This is a genomic window from Arthrobacter sp. 2MCAF14 (genome assembly GCF_052115645.1).
Lineage (GTDB): Bacteria > Actinomycetota > Actinomycetes > Actinomycetales > Micrococcaceae > Arthrobacter.
Genome location: NZ_JBFRHB010000069.1, coordinates 1 through 12,188 on the forward strand (window position 1 = coordinate 1; position 12,188 = coordinate 12,188).

Genomic DNA, 12,188 nt, shown 5'->3' on the forward strand with positions numbered 1-12,188 from the left:
GCCCCCAGAGTGGGCAACGCGCCGTCGTCGTTAATCGGGTTAAGCCTGTCACGTCGCGCAACTTTTTAGGGTCAAGGCTTGGCGGAGACCCCGGATTCCGCGGCTGCACCGATCCACGGAGTCCAAAAGACTGCTTTGCGTGACAACCACCCAAAATAATTACGAAACCCTTCTTTTGCGTAATCGGATCAAACGGGTACTGTACTTCCTTAGGCGAGCCTAAGTGTGGCTCCCCTAACGAAAGATTCCACATGACCGCGAACTTCCTGATCGGCCTGCGCGAGGGCCTCGAAGCCACCCTCGTGGTGGTCCTGCTGATGGCCTATCTCGTCAAGACCGGACGCCGCTCGCTGCTCCCCCGGCTTTGGGCCGGCGTCGGCATCGCCGTGGCCGTTTCCATCGCCTTCGGCGCCCTGCTCACCTTCGGTCCGCAGGGACTGACTTTCGCTGCGCAAGAGGCGATCGGGGGCGGATTGTCCATTATCGCCGTCGCGCTCGTCACCTGGATGGTCTTCTGGATGGCGCGCACTGCCCGCAGCCTCGGCGGCGAGCTGAAGTCGCAAGTGGACAAAATGGCCGACGGCGCCGCGTGGGGCCTCGTGGTCGTGGCGGCATTCGCGGTGGGCCGCGAAGGACTCGAGACGGCACTGTTCCTTTGGGCCGCTGCCCAGGCCGCCGGCGAATCGTCACAGCCGCTGCTCGGCGCCCTGCTGGGCCTGGCCGTTGCTGCCGGGCTTGGATACCTGCTGCACCGAGGGGTCCTCAAGGTCAATCTCTCCCGGTTCTTCACCTGGACGGGCATCGGGCTCATCGTGATCGCGGGCGGCGTGCTCGCTTACGGCATCCATGACCTCCAGGAAGCCGGAATCCTGCCGGGGCTCCACAACCTCGCGTTCGACGTCTCAGCAGCCATCCCGCCGTCGTCCTGGTACGGCACCCTGCTCAAGGGCACCCTCAACCTTTCCCCTGCCACCACGTGGCTCGAAGCCGGGGCCTGGCTGCTGTACGTGATCCCGGTGCTTTACTTCTACATCCGCGCCAACGGTTCCACTCCCGCGAAATCTTCCGGCAACGCCGCGGCTTCCCAGGCCGCCAAAGCCGCCTAGACGCTTCTCGCACTCCACAACAGAAGGAAACCCCATGCCTGGCACTCCCCTGCCCAAAATAGCGCTGCCTAAAATGACCTCCCGCCGTCGGACGTCTTTTGCCATCGTCGCCGCGGCCGCCGCTGTTCCGCTGGTACTCACCGGCTGCACGGACAGCACAAAGATGCCCGGCCCCAGCGCTTCCGCCGGACCAATACGGGTCACCAGCACCAAGACCGAGTGCAAGGTTTCTACCGGGAGCGTCGCCAGCGGCAACCTGAGCTTCGCGGTCAAAAACGAAGGCACGGAAATCACCGAGTTCTACCTCCTCGCGGAGGACGGCTTGCGGATCGTCGGCGAAGTGGAGAACATCGGTCCCGGCCTGACCCGCAACCTGGTGATCACAGCCCCTGCCGGCAAGTACACCACCGCGTGCAAGCCTGGCATGCAGGGCGACGGTATCCGTGGGGCCTTCGAAGTCACGGATTCCGGAAGCAAGACCGGAGTCGATGCCGATTTCCAGACGCTCGTGGACACCGGCGTCCAGCAATACACGGCCTACGTCAAGGACCAGACCGAGCAGCTCGTGACCGGCACCAAGGCCTTCGCCGATGCCTACGCTGCAGGCGACGCATCCAAAGCCCGCGAACTCTACGCCGCGACCCGCATGCACTGGGAGCGGATCGAACCGGTCGCGGAATCCTTCGGCGACCTCGACCCCAAGCTCGATGCCCGCGAAGCCGACCTTGAGCCCGGCCAGGAATGGACCGGCTGGCATCGCGCGGAGAAGGACCTGTTCCCGCCGGCAGGTTACACGGCGCTGACGGCCACCGAGCGCGCCAAGATCGCCACGCAGCTCGTCGCCGATACCGAGGAGCTCGGCAAGCGCACCCGCACTGTGGTCCTCTCCGCGGACAAGCTCGGCAACGGGGCCAAGGAACTCCTGGACGAAGTCGCTCGCGGCAAGGTCACCGGCGAGGAAGAAATCTGGTCCCACACCGACCTCTGGGACTTCCAGGCCAACGTCGACGGCGCCCGGATCGCGTTCGAAAACCTCAAGCCCGCGCTTGCGCAGAAGGACGCCGCCCTGGCCACAAGCCTCGACGAGAAGTTCGCTGCCCTGCAGGCCGAGCTCAAGAAGCACGCCAAGGGTGACGGCTTCGCGTACTACAACGAACTCGGTCCGGCTGAGGTCCAGCAGCTCGCCGCACTGGTCGACGCCCTGGGAGAGCCGTTGTCCAAGCTCACCTCAGCCGTGGTCCTGTGAGCGGCTGCCCTTTCAACCACGAGCCCGCTGAGGTGCCCGACGGCGGGACGGAGGCTGCCGCCGTCGGGGCCGCCAAGGCGGCCAAGGGCGACAAGAGCGGCCTGTCCCGTCGGGGACTGTTCTCCCTCGCGGGCATGGGCGGCGTCGGTGCCGCGGCAGGCCTTGCCGCCGGATACCTCAGCCATGACGCAGTGGCCGCAGTGGCCGCCCCGGCAGGTACCGGAAGCAGCATGGTTCCTTTCTATGGCGAACGCCAAGCCGGCATCATCACTCCCGCCCAGGACCGTCTCCACATGGCCGCCTTCGACGTCACCATCGAGGACCGCGCGGCACTAATCCAGCTCCTGAAAGACTGGACCGCTGCGGCCGAAGCCATGACGGCCGGCCGCACGACCGGCGCGACCGGCGCCGTCGACGGCCCCTACGATGCGCCGCCGGAAGACACCGGGGAAGCCCTCGATCTGGCGGCCGGCAAGCTGACGTTGACATTCGGCTTCGGACCGGGCCTCTTCGAAAAGGATGGCAAGCCCCGCTTCGGACTGGAGGGCCGCAGACCCGATGCCCTGATCGACCTGCCGCATTTCCCTGGCGACGCCTTGCAGCCAGAACGCACCGGCGGGGACATTGTGGTCCAGGCGTGCGCGGACGATCCCCAGGTCGCCGTGCATGCGATCCGGAACCTCGCACGTATCGGCTTCGGCAAGGTGCGCGTCCGCTGGTCCCAGCTGGGCTTCGGCCGGACCTCCTCCACGTCCAGGGCCCAGACGACCGCACGCAACCTTTTCGGGTTCAAGGACGGCACAGCCAACCTGAAGGCCGAAGAACCTGCACTCCTCAACGAGCATGTTTGGGCCACCGCCGGAACCCACCCGGGTGAAGCGTGGATGGCGGGAGGCAGCTACCTTGTGTCCCGGCGGATTCGGATGCATATCGAGATCTGGGACCGGACTTCGCTCCGCGAACAGGAAGGGCTGATCGGCCGCACGAAGGGTGCCGGAGCGCCATTGTCCGGAGGAGAGGAATTCACGGCGCCGGACTTCGGGATCAAGGGCCGCGACGGAGAGCCGTTGATTCCGATCGATTCCCACGTCCGTCTGGCGCACGCGGACCAGAACAACGGTGTGAAGATGCTTCGCCGCGGATACAACTACACCGACGGTTCGGACGGGCTCGGCCACCTCGACGCGGGCCTGTTCTTCATCGCCTTCGTCAAGGACCCGCGGACGCACTACGTGCCCATGCAGATGGCCATGGCGAAGAACGACAAGCTGGCCCTGGAGTACCTCAAGCACACGGGCTCGGGCCTGTTCGCAGTGCCTCCGGGCATAAAGGCGGGCGGTTTCATTGGTGAGGGCTTGTTCGCGTGAAGCCGCCCGTCGTCGGACGCGGCACCGGCACTCGGTGACTTACCGGACCGCTGGCTAGGAAAGCGGCCGTCCGGCCATCCGTTCGAGCCGCTCGATGCGCTCACGCATGGGCGGGTGGGTGGCGAACAGCTTGGTCATGGCACCGCCGCGGAACGGGTTGGCAATCATGAGATGCGAAGTATTCACGAGGCGCTGATCCTGTGGCAGCGGCACTTGCTTCACGCCCGCTTCGATCCTGCGGAGGGCTGAGGCGAGCGCCAGCGGATCGCCCGTGAGCTCCGCGCCGTCGTGGTCGGCGTCGTACTCCCTGGTGCGGGAAATGGCGAGCTGGATCAGCGAGGCGGCAAACGGGGCCAGGAGCGCCATAGCGATCATGGCAATCGGGTTGGCGTTGCGCCGGTCCCCGCCGCCGAAGAACAGCAGCATCTGGCCCACCGAGGTAATGACGCCGGCGACGGCGGCCGCGATGGACGAGGTGAGGATGTCGCGGTTGTAGACATGCATGAGCTCATGCCCGAGGACGCCGCGGAGCTCGCGCGCGTCGAGCAAGTTCAGGATGCCTGCGGTGCAGCACACGGCGGCGTTCTTCGGATTGCGTCCCGTGGCGAAGGCATTGGGGGTCATGGTCGGAGAAATGTAGATCCGCGGCATGGGTTGGTTCGCGCGCACGGAGAGTTCCCGGACGATCTGGTACAGCTGCGGAGCCTGCGCTTCCGAAACCGGGTACGCGGCCATGGACCGGATGGCGATCTTGTCGCTGTTCCAATATCCATAAGCCGTTGTCGCGATGCCGATTAGTGCCATGATCCAGATGGGCGACGCACTGCGCGTGCCCACCCCGATCACGGCTCCGAGTCCCAAGAGCACCGCCCAGAGCACACCGAATAGCGCTGCGGTCTTCAGGCCGTTGTGATGATTATGCACTTCATTACTTTCTTGCAGTACGGCTTTTGTCTTGCATTGCATGCTGGTTCTGTTCCGATTAACGCCGACGGCTGCCCGGACGTTCCGCCCAACTAACTCGCAGTTGTTGTCGTTCTGGGCCGTTATAACGACAACAACTGTCAGCTACTTGGGCGTGGGGCTGAGCGCGGACTAGGGCACCGGGTGGAGCGAATCGTACTGGAGGAATCCGCGCTGCCCGCGCGCAACGAGCCACGCCAGAACTGCGCACAGCACGCCACCCAGGAGCAGGACCCAACCTTCGCTGAGGACCTTGGTGACGCCACCGGCGAGCATGTCCCCCACTCGAGGACCACCGGAAACCACCACGATGAACACGCCTTGCAACCGTCCCCGCATGTGGTCCGGGGTGGCCGATTGCAGGATGGTGGTGCGGAAGACGGCGCTGACGGAGTCTGAGATCCCGGCAAGGGCGCAACACATGGCCGCCGGGATGATCAACAGCGTGACCCCGTCGCGCCCGGCGTCCCCGGCAAGGACCACCACCAGGCCGAAAGCTGCGATCGAGAAGCCCCATCCGGCCACGGACGACACCACCGCACTGCCCTGGCGCCGCACCCTTCCCAGGGGCCCGGAGAATAGTCCCGCCAGGAAGGCGCCGACGGCCACCGAGGCGAGCAGCACACCCACGGTAGTGTCGCCACCCCCGATCATCGTGGCTCCGATCGCGGGCATGAGGGCGCGCGGCTGGGCGCAGATCATCGCTACGAGGTCGATGATGAACGTCATGCGGAGGTTGGGCCGGGTGCCCAGGAAACGGAAGCCCTCGACGACGGAGCGCAGGCCGGGTGCCGACGCGTTCGCTGCCGCAGGAAGGGCGGGGAGCTTGAAGAGGCTCCACAGCGCGAAGGCGAAGCTCAGGGCATCGATCGTGTAGGTCCAGCCAAAACCGCTCGAAGCAACCAGCACACCGGCCAGCAGGGGGCCAGCCGTCATGGAAATGCCCATGTTGAGCATGCTCAACGCGTTGGCGGCGGGCAGCAGTTCCTTCCGGACCAGCAAGGGAATGATGGCGCTGCGCGCGGGCGCGTTGATACCTTGCGCGCCGCTCTGGATCGCGACGAGGAGGAACAGGATCCAGACATTGTTCAGCTGGAACCACGCTTGGAGTGCCAAGGCCACGCTGCAGGCCCACAAAACGAGGGACGCAACAATAGCGACTTTCCGCCGGTCATAGGCATCCGAAAGGGCGCCGCCAAACAAACCCGCAATCACGAGCGGAACCAGGGCAAAGATGCTGAGCAGGCCCACGTAGAGGCTCTGTTGGGTGATGCTGTAGACCTCGAGGCTCACGGCAACCAGGGTCAGCTGGGATCCGACCATCGATACCGAAGACCCCAGCCACAGGCGGCGGAATGCGGGGCTTTCGCGAAGCGGGGTCATGTCAGCCAGGAGTTTTGCCACCGTCCAACCCTACCCACCAACGCGTCCGCCCTCCCGGGGCGCTGCGTGGGGCGGGGCTCGCCGCTGCGGTGTGGGCCGCCGTCGGGCCGCGTGGCTCTGTCGCGCGCCCGAGTCCCGGCCGCCGTCGGCGGGTTCATCCGAAGTTAGCCTCACCTTATTGTGAAGTACTCATAATAAGTGCTTCAATGGGCGTATGGCAGATCACACGGCAGACCAGGAAGCGTGGGCTTCCGCCCTGCATTCCCACGGACGCCGCGTGACCAAACAGCGTCTTGCGGTCCTTGCGGCTGTTCAGCACAATCCACATTCCCCGGCCGAAGGCATCCTGGCTGCCGCGCGCAAGGATCTTCCCGAACTGACAGCGCAGTCTGTTTATGTGGTGCTGAGCGACCTCACGGACCTGCAGATGCTGCGACGCTTCGAACCGCCCCACTCTCCCGCGCTGTACGAGACTCGGGTGGGCGACAACCACCACCACGCCGTCTGCATCAGTTGCGGCCGGGTGGAGGATGTCGACTGCGCCGTAGGCCATGCCCCCTGCCTCACCCCGCACTGGGATGAGCACTCCAAACCCATGACCATCCAGATCGCAGACGTCCTGTACCAAGGCATCTGCCAGGACTGCCAGGCCAAACAACAGCTTCCTACTCAAACGCAAGTAACCACGAAATAGGAGAACGATGACCGCGAACATCTCGACCACCCAGTCGGGCGCCCCCGTCACCTCGGACGCGCATTCCCAGTCCGTTGGTGCCGATGGTGCCATCATTTTGACCGACCACTACCTGGTGGAAAAGCTCGCCCAGTTCAACCGCGAGCGCGTCCCGGAGCGTGTTGTCCACGCCAAAGGTGGCGGCGCTTTCGGTACCTTCAAGACGTCCTCGGACGTTTCCAAGTACACCAAGGCAGCTTTCCTGCAGCCCGGTGTCGAGACGGACATGCTCATCCGTTTCTCCTCCGTCGCAGGCGAGAACGGCTCCCCTGACACGTGGCGCGACCCCCGCGGCTTCGCCGTCAAGTTCTACACTTCCGAGGGCAACTACGACCTCGTGGGCAACAACACCCCGGTGTTCTTCATCCGCGACGGCATCAAGTTCCCGGACTTCATCCACTCCCAGAAGCGCCTCCCGGGCACCCACCTGCGTGACGCCGACATGCAGTGGGACTTCTGGACCCTCTCCCCCGAGTCCGCACACCAAGTCACCTGGCTCATGGGCGACCGTGGCCTGCCGGCTTCCTGGCGTGAAATGCAGGGCTACGGCTCGCACACCTACCAGTGGATCAACGCCGAAGGCGAGCGCTTCTGGGTCAAGTACCACTTCAAGTCCAACCAGGGCGTCAAGTCGATCACCGGCGACGAGGCCGCCGAGTTGGCCGGCTCGGACGCGGACTTCTACATCCGCGACCTCCAGGAAAACATCGCCGCCGGCAACTTCCCGTCCTGGGAACTGCACGTCCAGGTCATGCCTTACGAGGACGCCAAGACGTACCGCTTCAATCCGTTCGACCTCACCAAGGTGTGGCCGCACTCGGACTACCCGCTGATCCACGTGGGCACCATGGAGCTCAACAAGAACCCGGAGAACTATTTCGCGCAGATCGAGCAGGCCACCTTCGCGCCGTCGAACTTCGTTCCGGGTATCGCTGCCTCCCCGGACAAGATGCTGCAGGCCCGCATTTTCTCCTACGCTGACGCACACCGTTACCGCGTGGGTACCAACCACGCCCAGATCCCGGTGAACCAGCCGAAGAACCAGGTCAACAACTACAGCCAGGACGGCGCGGGACGTTACCTGTTCAACGCTCCTTCGGTTCCGGTCTACGCACCGAACTCCGTGGGTGGCCCGGCTGCTGTTGAGCCGCAGAACCCGGCCGGTGGCTGGGAGAACGACGGCGAGCTGACGCTCTCCGCACACTCCCTGCACGCCGAGGACGGCGATTTCGTCCAGGCCGGCGCACTGTACCGCGAGGTCTACGACGACGGCGCCAAGGCCCGCCTGCTGGAGACCATCACGGGCGCTGTGGGCGGCGTCAAGAGCCCCGGCATCAAGGAACGCGCCATCCAGTACTGGACCAACGTCGATGCTGAACTCGGCGCCAAGCTGCGCGCCAACCTCGGCGCAGGCGAAGGCGAGTCGGCTGCAGAGGCAGCCAACAAGCTGTAACAGCGTCAACAAACGAGGCGACCCCGCTGCGGATTCTCCGCGGCGGGGTTGCTTTTTTATACCCATGAATAGCGGGCCTGATTACCGTTCCGCGGCGGGTTTTCCACATAGCCGAGAATGTCTCTGGCTAGCTCGGCATTGTGATCCATAGGATCCTTACATGAGCACATTTACCGGGATCCCGGCAGAGGCCATCGCCTTCTATGCCGAACTTGAAGAGAACAACAACCGCGAATGGTGGTTGGCGCATAAAGACATCTACGACTCCGCCGTGAAGGAGCCACTGACGCTGTTGCTAGAGGAGCTTGAGCCACGATTCGGGCCAGGCAAGGTTTTCCGTCCGAACCGGGATATCCGCTTCTCCCAGGACAAGTCCCCCTACAAGACGGCACAGGGAGCGTTTGCAGCGGACAATGAGGGCGTGGGCTTCTACCTCCAGCTCAGTGCAGACGGCCTGTTGATCGGCGGCGGATGCCACTCGCGCACCCCGGAGCAGATTGCCCGGTTCCGTGCCGCCACGGATTCGCCGGCCAGCGGAGAGGAACTCCAGAAAATCGTCGATGCCATCGCCGCGGCAGGTTTCGCGGTGGAAGGAGAGAAGCTCAAGACCGTGCCTCGTGGTTTCGACAGAGACCATCCACGGGCCGAGCTCCTGAAGCACAAATCGCTGTCTGCTGGGATGACCCTGGGCGAACCGGAATGGATGTCCCGTCCCTCAGCCAAGGAAGAAATCGCGACGCGCTGGGAGGTACTGCGCCCGCTCGTGGAGTGGGTCAACGAGCGCGCGGCTCCGTAATCGTTGGGGTCGTTGGAGCAGACCGTGCCTTGGAGCCGTAACCCTTGGAATCGCATGGGAGCCATAACTCCTGGATCCAACGGAAAGCCCCCTCGAGCCGTGGAACATGCGTCCAAAGCTCGAGGGGACCGTGAAAGGGGTCGGGTGGGTCGGGTGGGTCGATCCGGTCGCTTAGACCCTGCTGAGGCTGTCTTCGTCGTCGCCGCTCTTGTCGGAAACAGCGGCCTTCCCGGACACCGCAGCCTTCGCCGAAGCGAACTTCTCGTTCAGTCGGGAGTGGCGCTGCCCGTAGGCAAAGTAGATTGCAAGTCCGATTACCAGCCAGATGGCGAAGAAGATCCAGGTCTCCACGGCCAGGTTTGTCATCAGGTAGACGCACAGCACTGCCGAGACCACGGGAAGCACCTTGCCGAACGGAACCCGGAAAGCGGGCTTCAGATCCGGGCGCTTCTTACGCAAGACCAGGATGCCCAGGCTCACCATGACGAAGGCCGAGAGGGTACCGATGTTGATCATTTCTTCGAGAAGATCCACGTTGGTCAGACCGGCGACGATTGCCACGGCCGCGCCGCAGATGATCTGGAGGCGGACCGGCGTCGAACGCTTGTCGCTCGTCTTGGACAGCGCGCGGGGAAGCAGACCATCGCGGCTCATGGCGAGGACCACACGGGCCAGGCCCATGAGCAGCACCATGATGACGGTGGTCAAACCGATCAGGGAGCCAAAGGCAATGACCTTGGCCGCGTCGGTGTTTCCGACGGCTTCGAAGGCCGTGGTCAGGGTGGGGTTCTTCGCTTCGGCCAGCTGTGTATAGGAAACCATGCCGGTCAGGGCGAGGGAGACCAGGATGTACAGCAGCGTGACGAGCGCCAGGCCGCCGAAGATGCCCCGCGGCAGGGTCTTCTGCGGGTTCTTGACCTCTTCCGCGGAGGTAGCAACCACGTCGAAGCCAATGAAGGCAAAGAACACCAAGGCTGCGCCGGCAAAGATGCCCAGCGTTCCGTACTGTGCCGGGACCGCACCAGTGAGGAAGCCGAAGAGGGACTGTTTCATGACATCCGCCCCGTCTGTGCCTCCGGTAGGCTGCGATGCCGGGACGAAGGGCGCGTAGTTGGAGAATTTCACGTAAGTGAAGCCGACAACAATCACGAACAGCACCACTGCGATCTTGATCAGCGTGAAGACGTTGCCCACGCGGGCGGACAGCTTGGTGCCGAGCACCAGGAGCACCGTGAAGATCGCGACAATCAGGAAAGCGCCCCAATAGAGATCCACGCCGGCGATATTCAAGGCCGGGGGCATATCCACACCCATGAGCGCAAACACTTTGCTCAAGTAGATTCCCCAGTACTTGGCGATCACGGCAGCAGCGGTAAACAGTTCAAGGATGAGGTTCCAACCAATGATCCAGGCGAGTACTTCACCCATGGTGGCGTAAGTGAAGACGTAGGCGGACCCAGCGACCGGGATCGCGGTGGCGAATTCTGCGTAGCACATGATGGCCAAGGCGCAGGTGACGGCCGCGACGGCGAAGGAGATCGTCACGGCGGGGCCGGCAAAGTTCGCAGCGGCCTTGGCGCCGACCGAGAAGATCCCAGCGCCGACTGCAACGGCAACGCCCATGATCATCAGATCCCAGCTGCTGAGGGAACGCTTGAGCTTGCGTCCGGGCTCATCGGCGTCCGCAATGGACTGCTCGATCGATTTGGTCCGGAAGAGGTTCATAGAAGAGTCCACAATCTTGATGAGGCGGTAGAAACAGACTCATCAAGAGTAGTGTCCAGCCAATGGACCCCCACATTTGTCCCAAATCGTGAGACGCAAGCACGGCCTGTCTTCAGAGCTTGGGGACGTTCCAATCCATCAAGGTGGAACGGATAAGGAAGCGTTTCCCCTCAGGCGATTCCACGGAGAAGCCGCTCCCCCGGCCGTCCACTACATCCACCGTTAGATGGGTGTGGGACCAGTAATTGAACTGCTCCCGGGACATCCAGAACTCCAAGGGCTGCGCCCGTTCGGGCTCGCCGATGTCGAAAAGTCCGAGGAGAACGTCCGAATCGCCAGTGATGAATTCGCCGGCGGGGTAACACATGGGTGAGGAACCGTCGCAGCAACCACCTGACTGGTGGAACATGAGCGGACCGTGCTGCTCCCACAGCTTTCGGAGCAGTTCGATGGAAACGGCGGTGAGCGCCACCCGGGAAAAGTCTTCCCCGGGCAGCGTCACTGCGGCGTCAAGCCTGTTGTGGGGCATTAGAACCTCAACACCACGCGGCCGTCGATCTTGGCGTGCTTCATTTCGTCAAGGACCGCGTTGACCTCGGAGAGCTCCCTCGTGGACACGGTCGGGTGGATCTTGCCCTGCGCGTAAAAGTCCAGCGCTTCCTCCAGGTCCTGGCGCGTTCCCACGATCGAGCCGCGGACGGTCAGGCCCTTGAGCACAATCTCGAAGATCGGCGCAGGAAAGTCTCCCGGCGGGAGTCCGTTGAAGACGATGGTCCCGCCACGCCGGGCCATGCCGATCGCCTGCCCGAATGCCGAAGGGTGCACTGCCGTGACCAGGACGCCGTGGCAGCCTCCGGTTTCCCGCTGGATGACTTCGGCCGGATCTTCGTGCAACGCGTTGACCGTAAGCTCGGCACCGTGTTTCTTGGCGAGGGCGAGCTTGTCGTCGGCGATGTCCACCGCGGCAACCCGCAATCCCATGGCCACCGCGTACTGGACCGCGATGTGGCCCAGGCCGCCGATGCCGGAAATGGTGACCCATTGGTCCGGCTTGGCCTCGGTCATCTTCAATCCCTTGTAGACCGTGACGCCGGCGCACAGCACCGGGGCGACCTCCACCGGGTCCGAACCTGCCGGAATCCTCGCCGCGAACCGGCTGTCCACCAGCATGTACTCCCCGAAGGAGCCATCCACGCTGTAACCGGCGTTCTTCTGGGCCTCGCACAGCGTTTCCCAACCGGTCCGGCAGAACTGGCAATCGCCACAGGCGGACCAGAGCCAGGCGTTGCCCACCAGGTCCCCGACGGCCAGGTCGGTGACGCCCTCGCCGAGGGCCACCACTTCGCCCACGCCTTCATGGCCGGGCACGAACGGCGGCGAGGGCTTGACCGGCCAGTCGCCCTCCGCGGCGTGCAG

Annotated in this window: 11 protein-coding genes; 6 read left to right on the forward strand and 5 right to left on the reverse strand. The window is 64.0% G+C overall.

Annotation, left to right across the window (positions count from 1 at the left end; genetic code table 11):
* Positions 1-251 precede the first annotated feature (251 nt).
* From efeU to efeB, 3 genes are read left to right on the forward strand one after another with little or no spacing between them, the layout of a single operon-like run.
* Entirely contained in the window at positions 252-1,106 is an 855-nt protein-coding gene (efeU, locus tag AB4074_RS24040; RefSeq protein WP_441415634.1) for an iron uptake transporter permease EfeU, read from the forward strand.
* A gap of 34 nt (positions 1,107-1,140) precedes the next feature.
* Positions 1,141-2,352, forward strand: a complete 1,212-nt coding sequence (efeO, locus tag AB4074_RS24045; protein ID WP_441415635.1) for an iron uptake system protein EfeO — start codon at positions 1,141-1,143, stop codon at positions 2,350-2,352.
* The gene (gene efeB / locus AB4074_RS24050; RefSeq protein ID WP_441415636.1) at positions 2,349-3,719 is read left to right on the forward strand and encodes an iron uptake transporter deferrochelatase/peroxidase subunit; all 1,371 of its coding nucleotides are present in this window, start codon (positions 2,349-2,351) and stop codon (positions 3,717-3,719) included. Before efeO ends, efeB begins: the two co-directional genes overlap by 4 nt.
* A 54-nt stretch (positions 3,720-3,773) precedes the next feature.
* On the opposite strand, the gene htpX is transcribed toward efeB, so the two are convergent.
* Positions 3,774-4,643: a zinc metalloprotease HtpX gene (htpX, locus tag AB4074_RS24055; protein ID WP_184738397.1), complete on the reverse strand. Its 870-nt coding sequence runs from the start codon at positions 4,641-4,643 to the stop codon at positions 3,774-3,776.
* Positions 4,644-4,814: 171 nt separating this feature from the next.
* Positions 4,815-6,086 carry an MFS transporter gene (locus AB4074_RS24060; RefSeq protein WP_441415637.1) on the reverse strand — a complete coding sequence of 424 codons (1,272 nt, stop codon included), beginning with the start codon at positions 6,084-6,086 and terminating at the stop codon, positions 4,815-4,817.
* A gap of 193 nt (positions 6,087-6,279) precedes the next feature.
* Between AB4074_RS24060 and AB4074_RS24065 the strand changes: the two genes are divergently transcribed.
* The 3 genes from AB4074_RS24065 (at position 6,280) to AB4074_RS24075 (ending at position 9,047) form a co-directional block, all read left to right on the forward strand.
* A complete protein-coding gene (locus AB4074_RS24065) occupies positions 6,280-6,759 on the forward strand; it encodes a Fur family transcriptional regulator (RefSeq protein ID WP_236812396.1) in 480 nt (159 codons plus the stop codon).
* A 7-nt stretch (positions 6,760-6,766) separates the two neighbouring features.
* Positions 6,767-8,251: a catalase gene (locus tag AB4074_RS24070; protein WP_441415638.1), complete on the forward strand. Its 1,485-nt coding sequence runs from the start codon at positions 6,767-6,769 to the stop codon at positions 8,249-8,251.
* Between the two features lie 160 nt (positions 8,252-8,411).
* On the forward strand, positions 8,412-9,047 hold the full coding sequence (locus AB4074_RS24075) for a DUF2461 domain-containing protein (protein ID WP_441415639.1): 636 nt from the start codon (positions 8,412-8,414) through the stop codon (positions 9,045-9,047).
* A 171-nt stretch (positions 9,048-9,218) separates the two neighbouring features.
* On the opposite strand, the gene AB4074_RS24080 is transcribed toward AB4074_RS24075, so the two are convergent.
* The 3 genes from AB4074_RS24080 to AB4074_RS24090 form a co-directional block, all read right to left on the reverse strand.
* Positions 9,219-10,772, reverse strand: a complete 1,554-nt coding sequence (locus tag AB4074_RS24080) for an amino acid permease (protein ID WP_441415640.1) — start codon at positions 10,770-10,772, stop codon at positions 9,219-9,221.
* A gap of 112 nt (positions 10,773-10,884) precedes the next feature.
* Positions 10,885-11,301, reverse strand: coding sequence for a DUF779 domain-containing protein (locus tag AB4074_RS24085; RefSeq protein WP_441415641.1), 417 nt, complete (start codon positions 11,299-11,301; stop codon positions 10,885-10,887).
* Positions 11,301-12,188, reverse strand: an 888-nt coding sequence (locus AB4074_RS24090) for a zinc-dependent alcohol dehydrogenase (protein WP_441415642.1), incomplete at its 5' end; no start/stop codon positions are given. The genes AB4074_RS24090 and AB4074_RS24085, both read right to left, overlap by 1 nt.